12 protein-coding genes and 1 pseudogene are annotated in these 16946 nt (G+C 40.0%); 7 read left to right on the top strand and 6 right to left on the bottom strand.

What is annotated here, in order from left to right; translation table 11 throughout:
- Window positions 1-86: 86 nt before the first annotated feature.
- From ggt to IEY40_RS00555, 6 genes and pseudogenes are all read left to right on the top strand, one after another.
- A complete protein-coding gene (ggt, locus tag IEY40_RS00580; protein WP_229776963.1) occupies window positions 87-1838 on the top strand; it encodes a gamma-glutamyltransferase in 1752 nt (583 codons plus the stop codon).
- A gap of 448 nt (window positions 1839-2286) precedes the next feature.
- On the top strand, window positions 2287-3903 hold the full coding sequence (locus IEY40_RS00575) for a methyl-accepting chemotaxis protein (protein WP_188952346.1): 1617 nt from the start codon (window positions 2287-2289) through the stop codon (window positions 3901-3903).
- Window positions 3904-3979: 76 nt separating this feature from the next.
- A complete protein-coding gene (locus IEY40_RS00570; RefSeq protein WP_188952345.1) occupies window positions 3980-5203 on the top strand; it encodes a hypothetical protein in 1224 nt (407 codons plus the stop codon).
- An 11-nt stretch (window positions 5204-5214) separates the two neighbouring features.
- Window positions 5215-5610, top strand: a complete 396-nt coding sequence (locus tag IEY40_RS00565) for a type 2 periplasmic-binding domain-containing protein (RefSeq protein WP_188952343.1) — start codon at window positions 5215-5217, stop codon at window positions 5608-5610.
- A 220-nt stretch (window positions 5611-5830) separates the two neighbouring features.
- Window positions 5831-8003: pseudogene (locus IEY40_RS00560) on the top strand (M3 family metallopeptidase).
- Between the two features lie 411 nt (window positions 8004-8414).
- Window positions 8415-10511 carry a bifunctional 2',3'-cyclic-nucleotide 2'-phosphodiesterase/3'-nucleotidase gene (locus tag IEY40_RS00555; protein WP_188952339.1) on the top strand — a complete coding sequence of 699 codons (2097 nt, stop codon included), beginning with the start codon at window positions 8415-8417 and terminating at the stop codon, window positions 10509-10511.
- Between the two features lie 58 nt (window positions 10512-10569).
- Here the strand turns inward: IEY40_RS00555 and IEY40_RS00550 are convergent, their stop codons facing one another.
- Both IEY40_RS00550 and cobB read right to left on the bottom strand, forming a co-directional pair.
- On the bottom strand, window positions 10570-11043 hold the full coding sequence (locus IEY40_RS00550; protein WP_188953423.1) for an ATP-binding protein: 474 nt from the start codon (window positions 11041-11043) through the stop codon (window positions 10570-10572).
- Window positions 11036-11770, bottom strand: coding sequence for a Sir2 family NAD+-dependent deacetylase (gene cobB / locus IEY40_RS00545; RefSeq protein ID WP_188952338.1), 735 nt, complete (start codon window positions 11768-11770; stop codon window positions 11036-11038). Before cobB ends, IEY40_RS00550 begins: the two co-directional genes overlap by 8 nt.
- A 356-nt stretch (window positions 11771-12126) precedes the next feature.
- Between cobB and fur the strand changes: the two genes are divergently transcribed.
- Window positions 12127-12558, top strand: coding sequence for a ferric iron uptake transcriptional regulator (gene fur / locus IEY40_RS00540; RefSeq protein WP_188953421.1), 432 nt, complete (start codon window positions 12127-12129; stop codon window positions 12556-12558).
- A gap of 71 nt (window positions 12559-12629) precedes the next feature.
- On the opposite strand, the gene IEY40_RS00535 is transcribed toward fur, so the two are convergent.
- The 4 genes from IEY40_RS00535 to odhB all read right to left on the bottom strand — a co-directional run bounded on the left by IEY40_RS00535 (window position 12630) and on the right by odhB (window position 16933).
- Window positions 12630-13556 carry an AEC family transporter gene (locus IEY40_RS00535; protein WP_188952337.1) on the bottom strand — a complete coding sequence of 309 codons (927 nt, stop codon included), beginning with the start codon at window positions 13554-13556 and terminating at the stop codon, window positions 12630-12632.
- 69 nt (window positions 13557-13625) lie between these two features.
- Window positions 13626-14498, bottom strand: coding sequence for a succinate--CoA ligase subunit alpha (gene sucD, locus IEY40_RS00530; RefSeq protein WP_160054160.1), 873 nt, complete (start codon window positions 14496-14498; stop codon window positions 13626-13628).
- Entirely contained in the window at window positions 14498-15664 is a 1167-nt protein-coding gene (gene sucC, locus IEY40_RS00525) for an ADP-forming succinate--CoA ligase subunit beta (RefSeq protein ID WP_188952336.1), read from the bottom strand. Before sucC ends, sucD begins: the two co-directional genes overlap by 1 nt.
- 75 nt (window positions 15665-15739) lie before the next feature.
- Window positions 15740-16933, bottom strand: coding sequence for a 2-oxoglutarate dehydrogenase complex dihydrolipoyllysine-residue succinyltransferase (gene odhB, locus IEY40_RS00520; protein ID WP_188952335.1), 1194 nt, complete (start codon window positions 16931-16933; stop codon window positions 15740-15742).
- Window positions 16934-16946: the final 13 nt, after the last annotated feature.

Raw genomic sequence — 16946 nt, 5'->3', positions numbered from 1 at the left:
GTTCTATTTAAAATCTCATACCAATTGTCGCTATCATGTGGCATCTTCAACAACATAATCAAATAAATAAACACCAAGGAATGATCGTGAAACGACTCCCTAAACTGAAACCATTATTACTTAGCGCAGCATTATCAGTTTCAATATGCTATCCGGCCCTACACAGCGCACCTTCTTATGCCAATGATATCTCTATTTTCAGCGAAATGGCGACTGCTCAGCCAATTTATGCCAAACATGGCATGGTCTCAAGCCAAGAAGCGATAGCAAGCAAAATTGGTGTCGATATTTTAAAGCAAGGCGGTAATGCCATTGATGCTGCTGTTGCTGTGGGTTATGCCCTCGCCGTTACATTGCCAAGAGCAGGTAACATCGGTGGCGGCGGGTTTATGTTAGTTCATTTAGCAGAGCAAAATAAAACTATTGCTATCGATTACCGTGAAACTGCGCCGAGTAAAGCCCATAAAGATATATTTTTAGACGAGCAAGGTAATGCCGTCGATAAACTTAGCCGCGAGCACGGGTTAGCGGTAGGTGTACCAGGCACAGTCATGGGCATGGAGCTTGCGTTAGCAAAATACGGCACCATGGACTTAAAACAAGTGATTGCCCCTGCAATCAAATTAGCGAAAGACGGCATTGTTGTAACCTCTGACTTATCAAATTCATTGAGCGGACTTAAATCACGCATTGCTCAATGGCCAAGTTCTGCCAAAATCTTCTATCGCGCCGATGGCAGCAACTATCAGGTGAATGACATTCTCAAACAACCAGAATTAGCTCATTCGTTGTCACTTATTGCAGCTAAAGGCAGTAAAGGATTTTACCAAGGTGAGACAGCTAAAAAGATTGTCACTGCGGTACAAAATGCAGGCGGAGTAATGAGCTTACAAGACTTAGCAAATTATAAAGTCGTTGAACGTGAACCTGTGCGTGGCAATTATCGTGGATACGAAATCGTTTCTATGCCGCCACCGTCATCTGGTGGTATTCATATTATTGAAATGCTAAACGTCCTCGAGAAATTCCCAATTGATGAGTTAGGACATAATACGGCAAATACACTACATCTTATGGCTGAAACCATGAAGTATGCCTATGCTGACCGCAGTGAATTTTTAGGTGACCCAGATTTTATTACTGTGCCAGTTAAACAATTAATTAGCCGAGAATATGCTAAAACGATTTCAGATAAAATCGCAATTAATAAAACCACACCAAGCAGTGAAATAAAACCAGGTAAACTCGCAGGTTATGAGAGTGACCAAACCACTCATTACTCTGTTGTAGACCAATGGGGTAACGCGGTAGCTAATACCTATACACTTAACTTTAGTTACGGTTCTGGCTTAGTCGCAAAAGGTACCGGTATTTTACTTAACAATGAAATGGATGACTTTTCAGTTAAACCTGGTACGCCTAACGGTTACGGCTTAATCGGTGGTGATGCTAATGCGGTTCAAGGTAATAAACGCCCATTAAGTTCAATGAGCCCAACGATTGTGATGAAAGAGGGTAAACCATTCCTGGTAACTGGTAGCCCAGGCGGTTCGCGTATTATTAATATTACCTTGCAAATTATCATGAATGTTATTGACCATAAATTGAATATCGCTGAAGCAACCGCTGCAGCGCGTATTCATCATCAATGGCAACCTGACTTTATATGGGCCGAACATACGCTAAACCGCGATACAATAACGTTACTTGAAGGCAAAGGTCATCAAGTCAAAACCCAAGAATCAATTGGCAGCACTCAATCGATTATGGTGACTGAACAAGGTATTTTCGGCGCATCAGATCCTCGCCGTGCAGGCTCTGCCGCTATTGGTCATTAAATATATGTATTGCTGTTAAATAACACCTACTCTAATGGCGACTTTATTGTAAAGTCGCCATTATTAATTATTAAGATTTAAATACCATAACAAACAAACTAAATGTTATAATTGAACGATTGATATTTTTTGTTGAAAAATTATTTTTTACTCTGCAGTTATCTCAACTCACACCCTCAGTTAAACAACACATAAAAAATAACATACTAATTCGCATTTGATGCCCAAATAAATCTTAATATATTCATAGCATTAGAAAAATCTAATATCTATTTCAACTTGCATCAGTCAAATTTTAAAACAATGGTTAATTGCATTCTTAAAATAACAGCCCATACTTTAATACAAGGATAAACATGTAATAAATGTAGGCTTTTTATTAGTAATTTCATCACTATACTTAAAATGTTATTATTAACTTGTTTTCAACTTGATATGAAAAGGTACTATGCAGCTAACTAATTTAAAAATCAGGCATAGAATTGCCCTGCTCACATTTGTTGCCATTGTCTCGTTCGTGATTTCGTTAATCATTAACGACCAAACAGGCGAAGACAATGCACAACGATTAAATGGACTTCAAAACCAACTCTACCCTGCGCTTAATATTGCAACAGTTAACCAAGGCTTATTATTACAACTAGATCAAACCATTCAGTCTGCTATTACCACAGGCGAAGAAGACAGCTTAGATGTAGCTGCAACAATGGTTAAGCAAATTACTGACAATTTAACTGAGTTGGCAATATTACTGCCAACAGAAGTTAACTATGTTCAACAACAAAAACGCGATTTAACCCTTTATCATGAAAATGCCATAAGCTTAGCTGCTGAGTTTATTAAGGATGATGTCGACTTTAATAAAATTCAAGTTCAAGCAGCTGATAACGCCAAACGCTATCAATCTTTACTCAAACAGTTTGCCGAAAAAAAACAAGCCTATTCTCAGGAGTTTGAACAGCAGATCCAAACAACAATAACCAGTACCGAACAGGCCGAAAACAGTGTGTTAATTGTCGGCATAGTCGCGACAGTTGTCATGATAGCATTCGGGCTATTAGTTAATAGCTCTATAATCAGTACTATTGATAATGTAACTCAGTCATTAAGAAACATTTCTGAAGGTGAAGGTGATTTACGTTCACGGATACAATATCGAGGGAAAGATGAAATTGCAGAACTGGTTTATTGGTTTAATCAATTTATAACTAAACTTCAATCATCAATTGCCGATACAAAGAATACGACCGAACATTTAAACGAAGTTGCTATTGGTTTATTAAATGGTAGTCAGCAAAGTGAGCGTAATGTTGAGCAGCAAAATGCAGCGATAGAGCAAATATCTCATGCGATGAAAGAAATGTTTGTGAGCGTTACCCATATTGCTGAGTACGCATCAAGTGCAGCATTAGAAGCAGAAAATGCCAATACAGAAGCTAAGAAAGGCTTTGTGATTGTAAATGATGCAGTTAACACCATTAAAACTTTAGCAGAAGAAGTACAAACTACCGCAGTTGTGGTTAATCAACTAGATACCTTTACTCACAAGGTCAATGGCATCCTTGACACCATACGCAGTATTGCTGACCAAACGAACTTATTAGCATTAAATGCAGCAATTGAAGCGGCAAGAGCAGGTGAACACGGGAGAGGATTTGCAGTTGTAGCCGATGAAGTAAGAACACTTGCTTCACGCACACAAACATCAACTCAAGAAATTCAAAAAGTATTAAAAGAACTGACAACCACTTCTAAGCAAGCGGTTGATGCGATGCAGCGCGGCATAGAAACAGCTGATAAAGGAGTTCAATCGACTTCAACAGCAGGTGAAGCACTCACGAGCATAACCAGGAAGGTCAGCGCGATATCTGAAGTCAATGATCAAATTGCTGCAGCTACAGAGGAGCAACATAATACATCAGTATTAATACAGCAATATGTGGCAGAAATGGAAAGCGGCGCACAAAAAGTCAGGGCGACTACAACGGATATGGGCGGAATAAGCGTCGATATTCAAAATATTAGTGAAAAACTGCAATCCATTACAAACCAATTTAAGGTTTGAGTGTGTTGTATCGGCAATATCTATTATAAAAATGAGCCCATTGGGCGAATGATGAGTAATAACCAGGAGTGACAACATGAAATTTAATTTGAAAGCGTTGCCAATTGCAATTTCAATCGCAATGGCACCGAGCATTGCCCTGTCTGACGAAGCTGCAGATGCTAAAATCGCCAAGCTAGAACAGCAGGTTCAAACGTTACAGTCACAGCAAAATGCTAGCCTTGCTGATAAAGTCCAATTCAATGGCTTCATCAGTGGTGCTTATATTAGCTCAGACAATGACGCTGGTTATAACAATGCAGACTCGAGTGCTAATTTCAGCGAAGACAGTAAATTAGGTTTTCAAGGTACATTTAATATTACAGACCGTACACAGGCAGTTTTACAGCTAATGATGCGTGGTAAATACGACTGGGAAGTAGAAGCTGAATGGGCTTACTTATCGCATCGTTTTGAGAATGGCGTGAAAGTACGTGGTGGTAAACTGCGCGTACCTTTGTTCATGTATTCTGACTATTTAGATGTGGGATATGCACAGCCTTTTGCTCGTCCACCTCAAGAAGTTTACGGCACAATTCCATTCTCATCTTATACTGGTGCGGGCGTGTCATATGATGTCGATTACGATGATTCAACGTTAACAATGCAAGCATTTGGTGGTGAATCTGACGTTAAAAACTCAGCAGTAAAACTGACGAACTTAATGGGTGCTAACGTAAGTTGGACTGACGAAGTTTGGACACTACGTGCTGTCTACGCACAAGCGCAACTGGATGGTCCGGTGGTAGACGAACTTGAAGTTGAATTAGCCACTAACGTCAACACAGATGCAAAATACACTGTACTTGATATTGATGATGAAAAAGGTTCATTCGTAGGTATTGGTGCAAGTTACGATAACGGCGAAATGATCGCCATTACCGAATGGACTCGCTCAGAGATTGATGCCGCCTACCCTGATACTGATTCAGGTTATTTAACTCTGGGTTACCGCATTAAAGAATTTACGCCTTATGTTACTGTGGCATACATGAAAACTCAGGATAATGACGAGCGTTTACCTGTATCACAAGCTGCCGCAATTCAAATGATTGCCTTTAATGCTGAACGTATGGCATACAGCCTAGGGTTACGCTGGGATGCGATTGATAATGTCGCGGTAAAATTTGACATTACCTATGCGGATGATTTTGGCGACACCTCAGGCGGATTCATTAATAACAGCATGGACACAACAACTGGTCAATTCACTTACGATGACACCTTGATTTACACCGTTAAATTTGACGCAGTATTCTAAGGAGTGTCGAAATGAAAACGTTATTCAGTGTACTAGCTCTAAGTTTATCGGCCATTGTTTCAGCAAACGCTGCGGTAGTGGTTATTGGCAATACCGCTTCTGGCGATATGTCAGCAAGTGATGCAAAAAAAGCCTTTTTAGGCAAAGGCGACTCATCTGTGGTCGTTTATGAACTTGAAGAAGGCAATGCCACACGCAGTGAATTTCACCAAGCCGTAACGGGTAAATCAGACGCCCAACTAAAAGCGTTTTGGTCTAAGCAGGTCTTTACCGGCAAAGGTAACCCACCTGCAACAGTACCAAACGCAGCAGCAATGAAGTCAGCGGTAGCCAGTAACCCAAATGCGATTGGTTATATTGATGAAGCTGACGTAGATGCAACGGTAAAAGTGATTCTAAAACCATAATAACGAGTTAATAATTTACTTTTTAATTACGTTATGTAAAGCCGAGGAACCAAATGGTTACTCGGCTTTTTTGTTACAAACTAATGACAATCTTTACAGTCTCATTAATAACCTTTACACCCAGACAGGTAGAATATGATGTCGAGAACAATTCAAACGATTAAATTAACAGCACTTTATTACTTATTTGAGTATATAACTAAAAAGAAAAGGAAATCATATGCCGGGTTTACCCCTTAAACCACTTTTAAGTAGCATTATAATTGTATTGACCCTCAATGCATGTTCAATAAATCGACCTCAAACAGTAATAGTAGAAACACCACTAACAGCAGAACAAATCATACAACAAAACCCAGATAATCCTTTTTTTGCTCCCTATAACACCGTCTATCAAATCCCTGATTTTGCAAATATTACCTCAGAAGATTACCTCCCCGCATTTGAAGCAGGAATTGCCGAATTACAGCAACAAATCTCGTTAATTGCCAATAACAAGCAAGCCCCCTACATTTGCTAATACCATTGAAGCGATAGAATTTTCTGGCGATTTACTGTCAAAAGTCACCCATGTCTTTTTTAACTTAACCAGTGCTGATACCAGTAATACACTGCAAACAATATCAAAGAAAATCGCACCTAAATTGTCTGGTTCAAAAGATGACATTTATCTTAATGACACATTATTCCAAAGAGTAAAAACGGTATATGACCAAAAAGATACATTATTGCTTAATACAGCTGAAACTAAACTGTTGCAGGATACTTACCTAGCTTTCACTCGAGGTGGAGCTAATTTATCTACCGAAGATAAAAACAAGTTACGCGAGTTGAATGAAAAAATTAGTAAATTGAATCTTACATTTGGTAATAACTTACTTGCAGAAACGAATGATTTTGAACTCATTCTTAATAAACCAGAGCAATTATCTGGACTCCCTCAAGATGTTATCGACACTGCAGCACGAAAAGCTACTCGTCTTGGCTATCCTGGCAAATGGGTTTTCACAACTAATCGTCCTTCTATTACACCATTTTTAACCTATGCAGATAACCGGCAGTTACGTGAAACGATTTTCAACGCTTATATTTCAAAAGCAAATCATGATAATAAGTATGATAACAAAGTCATTTTAGCTGAGATTGCCGCATTACGTGCAGACCTGGCTAAACTAATGGGTTACCAAAGTTATGCGCATTTTGTTCTAGAAGAACGGACAGCGCAAACCCCAGAAAATGTGTATAAATTACTTAATAAAATCTGGCCTGCTGCATTGAGTAAAGCTAAAAGTGAAGTGAGCGATATGCAAGCACTAGTCGATGCTCAAGGAGCTGATATCACTATACAACCATGGGATTGGTGGTATTACTCAGACAAGATCCGCGTCACTAAATATAGTTTCAATGAAGAACAAACTAAACCATATTTCTCCTTAGAAAGTACCTTAAAAGGCGTATTTTATACTGCTAATCGTCTTTACGGCATCTCATTAAAAGAACGAGATGATCTACCCAAATACCATCCTGATGTTCGCACCTGGGAAGTCTACGATAAAGACGGCAGTTTATTGGCCGTGTTTATGGGAGATTATTTTGTCCGTCAAAGTAAACGTAGCGGAGCTTGGATGAATGTATATCGACAACAATATAATATGAATGGCGTAAAATCGATGCCCATTGTTGTTAATGTCCTCAATTATCCACGCCCAGCTGGTAACGAACCCGCACTACTCACTTTTGAACAAGCGAAAACCCTATTCCATGAGTTTGGCCACGCTTTACATGGTATGTTGTCGGATGTGACTTATCGTTCACAGTCGGGTACGGCTGTACCTCGTGACTATGTCGAGTTTCCCTCACAAGTAATGGAAAACTGGATGACACAACCAGAAGTGCTCGCTCAGTTTGCGCGGCATTATCAAACAGGTGAAGTGATCCCACACTCGTTAATTGAAAAAATTCAAGATGCAAGTAAGTTCAACCAAGGCTTTTATACCGTTGAATACATGGCGGCAACCTACCTAGATCTTGACTGGCACTCACTTGAAGACAGTACTATTCGCGATGCCGCTGAATTTGAAGCGGCGTCATTGAATAAAATGGATTTAATTAATGAAATCGCCCCACGATATCGCAGCTCATATTTCTCTCATATTTTTGCAGGTAGATATTCGGCTGGATATTACAGCTATCTTTGGGCTGATATTTTAGGGGTTGATGCTTTTGAAGCCTTTAAAGAAAACGGCATTTTCGATCCAAAGACAGCTCAAAGTTTTCGCGACAATATACTCTCAAAAGGAGGAAGTAACGACCCTATGACATTATATCGACAATTTAGAGGCAAAGAGCCAGAAATAGAACCCTTGTTACGTAGTAGAGGTTTTTTAAAATAATAGGATCATCAAAAAAGCCATAATTATATTCGCAATTGAGATAATATCATTGCGAATATAATAACAAATAAACTGAATATATATTCAACCCTTTTAAAATACTGGTTAATGCAAGAATAACAAACCATATTCATATAAAACTATGAATATTAAACATACCTTTCACTTTACTAATATTTCACTTCGTAGCACAAACTCAGTTATAAGTATTATTTATCGGTAAATACGCTTAATTATTGCGCAAACTCACTTATTGAACAAATAAACTTAGTGTTTCATCACAATTCATTCACTTATTATGCTTATAATCACGACCGTGTTTTCATTTTATTATCAAAATAGGTAAATAATGTTAACGCTACGTTAGGGGCAAACAATATGCCCTGGGGTCAAATAAACAGAGAGATAATTATGTTAAATAAAAAAATACTTGCTGTTGTTATCGCTGGCGCACTGGGACTAGGCGGTTGCGGTTCAGATAATGATGATAATAAAGAGACAGTGGCAGCAGACATTAAACTGCGTGTAATGGAAACCACTGATTTACATACCAATATGATGGATTATAACTATTATTCTGGTAAAGAAGACAAAACCATTGGTCTAGTGCGTACTGCTAGCTTAATTAATGCGGCTCGTGCAGAAGTAACAAACTCAGTATTGGTTGATAACGGTGATTTATTACAAGGTAGCCCTATGGGAGACTATATTGCCAATAAATTCAAAACTGAAAGCAACATGCTTACCGATACTCACCCAGTTTACAAAGCGATGAATACGCTTGACTATGAAGTTGGTAATATTGGTAACCATGAATTTAACTATGGCTTATCATTCCTAGAGCAATCGTTAGACGGTGCAAACTTCCCTTACATTAATGCTAACGTTATTTGTGCTGACAAAGATGGGTGTTGGGATAATATATTATTTAATGAAAACATGTTCACGCCATATATTATCAAAGATAAAGTCGTTACGGACGTAGAGGGTAATGAACACACAATTAAAATTGGTTATATTGGTTTTGTTCCACCACAGATTTTACAATGGGACAAAGCAAATTTAGACGGTAAAGTTGAAGTCTTAGGTATTGTTCAAGCGGCGAATAAATTTGTGCCACAAATGAAAGCAGAAGGCGCGGATATTATTTTAGCTATTCCGCATTCTGGCATAGGCTCAAGCGAAAATCCTGGTGACCCATGGGCAGAAAACGCAACATATGCATTGACTAACGTTGATGGTATCGATGCTATTTTCTTTGGTCACAGCCACTCTGTATTCCCGTCTGCAACTTATAGTGATTTACCTAACACTGACGTAGACAAAGGTTTATTAAACGGCGTACCTGCTGTTATGCCTGGCCGTTGGGGAGATAACCTCGGTGTGGTTGATTTAGTCGTTCGTCAAGTAGAAGGAAAATGGACAGTAATCCATGATGAATCAACAGCCAAAGCTCGTCCTATCTACGACAATACCAATAAAGTTGAATTAGTTACTGGTGAAGCAAACTTACGAGATGCTATTGAAGTTGAACATAACGGTACTATCGAATATGTAAGCCAACCTATCGGCGTTGCAGCTTCTGACATGTATAGCTTCTTAACTTTAGTACAAGATGATCCAACTGTTCAAATTGTATCAAATGCACAAATTGCCCGTGTTAAAGCATTAATTACAGATGATTTAAAAGACTTACCTATCTTATCTGCATCTGCACCGTTTAAAGCCGGTGGACGTTATGCTGAAGGCGATGCAAGCCAATATGTTCAAGTTGATGCTGGCGACCTATCTTACAAAAACGCTGCCGACTTGTATTTATACCCAAATACTATGGTTGCTGTTAAAGCGACTGGGGCAGAGTTAAAAGATTGGCTTGAATGTTCTGCTAATCAATTTAACCAAATTGATCCAACGATAAGCACGCCACAAAACTTAATTAACCGTGCCGGTCACCCTACGTATAACTTCGATGTGATCGATGGCTTGACGTATAAAATTGACGTGACACAACCAAGTAAGTTTGACCGTAGCTGTGCAGTCGTGAATGCTGAAGCAAATCGTATTGTTGACTTAGCATATACAGCACCAGACGGCACAGTTATTACAGGTGATGAATTAGCAGCAATGTCATTTGTTGTCGCATCAAATAACTATCGTGCATTTGGGGGATCATTTGCAGGTACAGGCTCAGATCATGTCGTGCTTGAACTGCCTGATACTAACCGTGATGCATTATCTGCTTATATCACTGAACAATCACAACCTAATGCCACTGGCGGTTATGATGCAATGGTTGACCCATCTGCAGATTACAACTGGGACTTTAAAACAATCGACAATGCCACTGTTGCATTAGATATTCGTTTTGAAACCCAAGACAGTGAAGTTGCTGATAAGTTTGTTGCTGAAAAACAACAACGTAAAATGGTTAAATTGCCATTAACAACTGATGTTGTTGCAGGCTTTGCTATCTATAGCATTGACTTAACAACACCTGTCGCCCAGTAATCCTGACGGTTAGACACAAAAAAGGCGCTGTTAGCGCCTTTTTATTTTCTCAGCAAGCTTATTCTATTTCGAATAAGTGCCCCATTTTCTGAATATGGGCTAACGGCACCTGATGACGATTTCGCTCAGCACATAACTGCTGGTGCTGTGCATCTTTTGGCTGTCCCACTAATACTACCCTCACCTGATAACCTAAAGCCCTTGCCGCTGCTTCGTAGGCCATAAACTCCCACTTGGCGACATTGGTATTATCACAAATAACAACCGGTTCATTATGAGACATCGCATTGATGAATGACGTTAAATTAGCTTGATGATATTGCGCTAATTTTTGCGGATTGAACTGGTATTCACCATTATGCATAAAATAATCATCAGTAGAAAAATAACCATACTGCCTAATATGAAAAGACTGTTCAATGCCTAACGCGTGAAGATATTGCTCCACCCAATATGATTTGCCGCTGCCTGGCAACCCCCGCATAATAATGGCTACATTGGGATGATTCGGAGCGGCTGCAGCATTATTCATTGGGTTTATCACTGCCAATCACCTTGCCAGCTAAAATTTGATCAACTAATTGCGGTACTATTTCCCCAGCATTACCCGTTAAATGATATTGAAACTGGCTATGTCTGTCTGCAGCAATAAGGTTGACCTCAACAGTTTGTGCGCCATGATGGTTTGCTGAATCAACGAAACCTGCTGCCGGATAAACGGTACCAGAAGTCCCAATAGCAATAAATAAGTCACAACGATCTAACGCATCATGAATTCGATCCATACCAAACGGCATTTCACCAAACCACACAATATGAGGACGTAATCGCCGAGCAGGAATGCAACAAGTACAGCAATTATCAACACCAAAAGGCTCACGTAATATAAACGTTTGTAAAGATTGCGGGCAGCGACCTTTTGATAACTCACCATGCATGTGTAATAGACGGCGTGAGCCTGCACGTTCATGTAGATCATCGACATTTTGAGTGATAACTAATAACTCACCGTCAAATTCATCTTCAAGTTTTGCCAACGCTGCATGTGCAGCATTAGGTTCTACATCCCCACTATGTAGTTGCTGCCAGCGCGTATTATAAAAACGCTCTACCAAATCAATGTCACGAGCATAACCTTCAGGAGTGGCCACATCTTCAATATGGTGTTCCTCCCAAAGGCCATGTTGATCCCGAAAGGTTTTAATCCCTGACTCAGCTGAAATCCCCGCGCCGGTCAGTACCACAATTTGCCGGTACATGTTAGGTCCCTTATTATTGTTATTACATACTATATTGCTGACTTTACAGTCACACTTTTTTGCATTCCATCATTATAAAGAGATCCCCATAGATTCACTTTAGTGATGGTTTAAACGATTAACTCCATCCTATCTTATCGTCTTAGGAGTGCAATAATCCCTTAGTATAAGTAAGTTTATTTACTTGATTTTAGTGATTTAACGCAAATAATAACAACATAAGTGTGTGTTTTACTAAATATTCCGCATATAAGTTGATAAACCGTGTTAAGAGGTTTATGTTTTTAACTTCAAGACATATAATGATCAGATTATCCACCGATGAACCGATGGGTTCTGCAATCAAGAGATTAGCAATGACAGATGGAAATCAAGCGCTCAAAAAAGCCGGATTAAAAATAACCCTGCCGAGAGTTAAAATTCTAGAACTGATGCAAGACCCAGCGAACCAACATATCAGTGCTGAAGATTTATATAAGAAGTTACTCGAGATTGGCGAAGAAATTGGCTTAGCAACGGTATATCGAGTCCTCAACCAATTTGATGATGCCGGTATTTTAAATCGTCATCACTTTGAAAGTGGTAAAGCTGTGTTTGAAATGTCGACACAGCAACATCATGACCATTTGGTTTGTTTAACCTGTGATAAAGTGATTGAGTTTTCTGACGATGTTATTGAACGCCGTCAAGATGAAATCGCAATGAGACATAATATTAAACTTACACACCATAGTTTGTATCTTTATGGTCACTGTACTAACGACACATGTGATCACGCTGACGAGTAATCGGTATGTGTTGTAAAAGAACCAGCATTGTTGCTGGTTTTTTATTGTCTATTATTTGTGTTTAACAAATACTACATTAACCACGTTAGCCATAAACTAAAACTCAATACCGATAATAGAGTCGATAACACAACAGTGCTACCTAACGTTGCTTGATGTTGTTTAATTTCGGTCGCTATAAGATAAGCATTTACGCCTAATGGTGAAGCACTTAATAAGACCAACATCGCTGTATTTTGGCCAGATAGCTGAAACACCATAGCCGCCATCACATAAACTAAAGCGGGTAATAAAAGTATTTTTAAACTGCTGGCTATCAATGCCAATCGCCAGTTGTCGCCTATCCGATAAAAACTCAGATTGGCTCCTAAAACAAATAATGCACAGGCTAATGCAGGTTTGGCTAATAATACTAGACCATCATTGAGTTGTTCCCCTAAATTAAGACTCAAACCATTGGCGACAATGCCAAGAGTAATACTTAACACAACCGGATTTAACAACATAGATCGCGTAAAATTTCGCCAAGAAAAACCGTCTTGCTGAGCGCGTGAAGCCAATGCAAATGTTAACGCGAATAGAAATGCACTGTGGAAAGTAATGATCATGAATATAGAGCCAATCATTGCTTTACCCAATGCAGCAGTAATCACAGGTAAACCCACAATCACAGTATTAGAATAGCTGCAGCCTAAAGCAAAAACAGCACTTGCATCACTTCGCTGCTGGCTCTTAACACCACAATACCGATTAATGAGATAACCAATGGCAAACACGAATAACACAGGTATATAAAAAGCTAATAACGAAAATGGATCAATACTCTGTGCTAATGGTGCTACCAGCATATTGATAAATAAAAAAGCGGGTATGCTGACATAAAAGGTAAATTTACTGATCCCTGCAATATGTTCTTTATTAAAAAAGCCCGTTCGTGTGAGTCCATAGCCAAGTGCAACTATAAACATAATCGGGAAAATAATACTGACAATGGGCATCTATAAATAACCTATATAAAAGGCAATAAAAAAGGCGCCGAGGCGCCTTTTAACTAACAAGGTAATTAATTACCAGCCAGTTTTAGTACGCAATGCTTTACCAATGTCAGCTAAAGAGCGAACAGTGGTTACGCCTGCAGCTTCTAAAGCAGCAAACTTATCTTCAGCAGTACCTTTACCGCCAGCGATAATTGCGCCAGCATGGCCCATACGCTTACCTTCTGGTGCAGTAACACCAGCAATGTAAGACACAACAGGCTTAGTCACGTGTGCTTTGATATAAGCAGCTGCTTCTTCTTCAGCATTACCACCGATTTCACCGATCATAACAATCGCTTCAGTCTGTGGATCGTTTTGGAACATTTCCAATACGTCGATAAAGTTAGTACCAGGAATTGGGTCACCACCGATACCTACACAAGTAGATTGGCCGAAACCTTCATCAGTAGTTTGCTTAACAGCTTCGTACGTTAATGTACCAGAACGAGAAACAATACCTACTTTTCCAGGTAAGTGAATGTGACCAGGCATAATACCAATCTTACATTCACCAGGAGTGATAACGCCTGGACAGTTAGGACCGATCATGCGAGTGCCAGTTTCTTCTAGCTTCACTTTCACTTGTAGCATATCAAGTGTAGGGATGCCTTCTGTGATACAAACGATTAGCTCAAGGCCAGCATCGATTGCTTCAAGAATTGCATCTTTACAAAATGGTGCAGGTACGTAGATTACAGTTGCAGTTGCACCTGTAGCTGCTACCGCATCTTTAACAGTGTTGAACACTGGAAGACCTAGGTGAGTTTGACCACCTTTTCCAGGAGAAACACCACCAACCATTTGCGTGCCATAAGCAATCGCCTGCTCAGAGTGAAAAGTACCCTGACCACCAGTGAAACCTTGACAGATTACCTTGGTATCTTTGTTAATTAAAACAGACATTATTTGCCCTCCGCAGCTTTAACAACTTGTTCAGCCGCGTCAGTTAGACTTGTTGCCGCGATGATATCAAGACCAGATTTCGCCAATACTTCACGACCTAATTCGGCGTTAGTACCTTCAAGACGTACAACTACTGGCACTTTAACGCCAACTTCTTTAACTGCACCGATAATACCTTCAGCGATCATATCGCAACGTACGATACCACCGAAGATGTTAACCAATACCGCTTTAACATTGCTGTCAGAAAGAATGATCTTAAATGCTTCAGCTACACGTTCTTTAGTTGCTCCACCGCCAACGTCTAGGAAGTTAGCAGGCTTGCCACCGTGTAGATTTACGATGTCCATTGTGCCCATTGCTAGGCCAGCACCGTTAACCATACAACCTACGTTGCCATCTAAAGCGACATAGTTTAATTCAAATTTAGCAGCGTGCGCTTCACGAGCGTCATCTTGTGATGGATCGTGCATCGCTTTGATTTTTGGTTGACGGAATAATGCGTTGCCATCAATACCAATCTTGCCATCTAAACAGTGAAGGTTGCCTTCAGTTGTGATTACAAGTGGGTTGATTTCTAACAAAGCAAAATCATGGTCATTAAACATGTTCGCTAGACCCATAAAGATCTTAGTGAACTGCTTCATTTGAGTTGGGTTTAAACCTAACTTGAAGCCAAGATCGCGAGCTTGGAAAGCTTGAGGTCCTGTTAACGGATCGATGATTGCTGTGTGGATAAGCTCTGGCGTTTTTTCTGCCACAGTTTCAATATCAACACCGCCTTCAGTCGACGCCATAAACACAACGCGACGTGTGCTACGGTCAACTACAGCACCTAGGTACAATTCATTAGCGATGTCAGTACAGCTTTCAACTAGAATTTTAGCAACTGGCTGACCTTTAGCGTCAGTCTGGTACGTTACTAAGTTCTTACCTAACCAGTTTTCAGCGAATGCTCTGATTTCTTCTTTGTTGCCGGTAACTTTAACGCCACCCGCTTTACCGCGGCCGCCAGCGTGTACTTGACACTTAACAACCCATAAATCTCCGCCAATGTGGCCAGCTGCTTCTACTGCTTCTTGAGCAGTATCACATGCAAAACCTTCAGAGACTGGTAAACCATATTCGGCAAATAAAGATTTTGCCTGATACTCATGCAAATTCATGATGATCTATCCATATACTTCTAATCAAATCCAACTGGCTCACTATGAGCCAGCGACGAGGGTGTATCTACTGACTTATAAATCAAGTAGTAGACGAGTTGGATCTTCTAAGAAGTCTTTAATTGCGACTAAGAAGCCAACTGACTCACGACCATCAACAATACGATGATCATAAGAGAGTGCTAGGTACATCATAGGCAGGATTTCAACCTGACCATTCACTGCCATTGGGCGATCTTTTATGGCATGCATGCCTAAGATTGCACTTTGTGGCAGGTTTAAAATTGGCGTAGACATTAGCGAGCCAAATACACCACCGTTAGTCACAGTGAAGTTACCGCCAGTCATGTCTGCAACAGACAATTTACCGTCACGGCCTTTAATGGCTAATTCACGTACCGCTTTTTCGATTTCAGCTAAGTTCATGGTATCAGTGTCACGTAATACTGGTGTAACCAGGCCACGAGGCGTTGATACAGCAATGCTGATATCAAAGTAATTGTGATAAACGATGTCATCACCATCGATAGAAGCATTAACTTCAGGGAAACGTTTTAGCGCTTCTGTTACAGCTTTAATGTAGAAAGACATAAAGCCTAAACGAATACCATGACGCTTCTCAAAGATATCTTGATATTGCTTACGGATGTCCATAATTGGCTTCATGTTAACTTCGTTAAACGTGGTTAACATTGCCGTAGAGTTTTTAGCTTCAAGTAAACGAGATGCAATCGTCTTACGAAGACGTGACATTGGGACACGCTTTTCACTACGACCTTCTAACGGTGCAACAGGTGCAGCCGCAGGCGATGTTTTAGCAGCAGGAGCTGACTTAACAAACGCTTCAACGTCTTCTTTAGTGATGCGTCCACCCACACCTGAACCTTTAATTTTTGCAGCATCAAGATTATGCTCCGCAATTAAACGACGAACCGATGGACTTAACGCATCGCTTGACTCATCACTTGCCGTGTCTGTAGATGCTGCAGGGGATTGAGCTTCTGCTTTAGTCACTTCTTGGCCAGAAACAACACCAGCAATAAATTTAGCAATCACTTGCTCGCCTAAAACAGTGTCGCCTTCTTGAAATAACAATTCAGAGATAGAACCGTCTTCTGGAGCAACAACTTCTAACACAACTTTATCAGTCTCGATATCAACTAAGTTTTGATCGCGAGTGACCGCTTCACCAGGTTTAACATGCCAAGTAGCAATCGTTGCATCTGCAACTGATTCTGGTAATACGGGTACCTTAATTTCGATACTCATTGAAAGCTTCCCT

The organism is Shewanella ulleungensis (assembly GCF_014648315.1).
Classification (GTDB): domain Bacteria; phylum Pseudomonadota; class Gammaproteobacteria; order Enterobacterales; family Shewanellaceae; genus Shewanella; species Shewanella ulleungensis.
The sequence above is the reverse complement of the archived record's forward strand: the minus strand, read 5'-3'. Positions and strand labels throughout refer to the sequence as shown.

Coding starts and splice junctions, on each gene's coding strand:
- IEY40_RS00555 (WP_188952339.1), top strand. CDS start 8,415: ATGTTAAATAAAAAAATACTTGCTGTTGTTATCGCTGGCGCACTGGGA.
- sucD (WP_160054160.1), bottom strand. CDS start 14,498: ATGTCTGTTTTAATTAACAAAGATACCAAGGTAATCTGTCAAGGTTTC.
- fur (WP_188953421.1), top strand. CDS start 12,127: ATGACAGATGGAAATCAAGCGCTCAAAAAAGCCGGATTAAAAATAACC.
- IEY40_RS00535 (WP_188952337.1), bottom strand. CDS start 13,556: ATGCCCATTGTCAGTATTATTTTCCCGATTATGTTTATAGTTGCACTT.
- cobB (WP_188952338.1), bottom strand. CDS start 11,770: ATGTACCGGCAAATTGTGGTACTGACCGGCGCGGGGATTTCAGCTGAG.
- sucC (WP_188952336.1), bottom strand. CDS start 15,664: ATGAATTTGCATGAGTATCAGGCAAAATCTTTATTTGCCGAATATGGT.
- IEY40_RS00565 (WP_188952343.1), top strand. CDS start 5,215: ATGAAAACGTTATTCAGTGTACTAGCTCTAAGTTTATCGGCCATTGTT.
- IEY40_RS00570 (WP_188952345.1), top strand. CDS start 3,980: ATGAAATTTAATTTGAAAGCGTTGCCAATTGCAATTTCAATCGCAATG.
- IEY40_RS00550 (WP_188953423.1), bottom strand. CDS start 11,043: ATGAATAATGCTGCAGCCGCTCCGAATCATCCCAATGTAGCCATTATT.
- IEY40_RS00575 (WP_188952346.1), top strand. CDS start 2,287: ATGCAGCTAACTAATTTAAAAATCAGGCATAGAATTGCCCTGCTCACA.
- odhB (WP_188952335.1), bottom strand. CDS start 16,933: ATGAGTATCGAAATTAAGGTACCCGTATTACCAGAATCAGTTGCAGAT.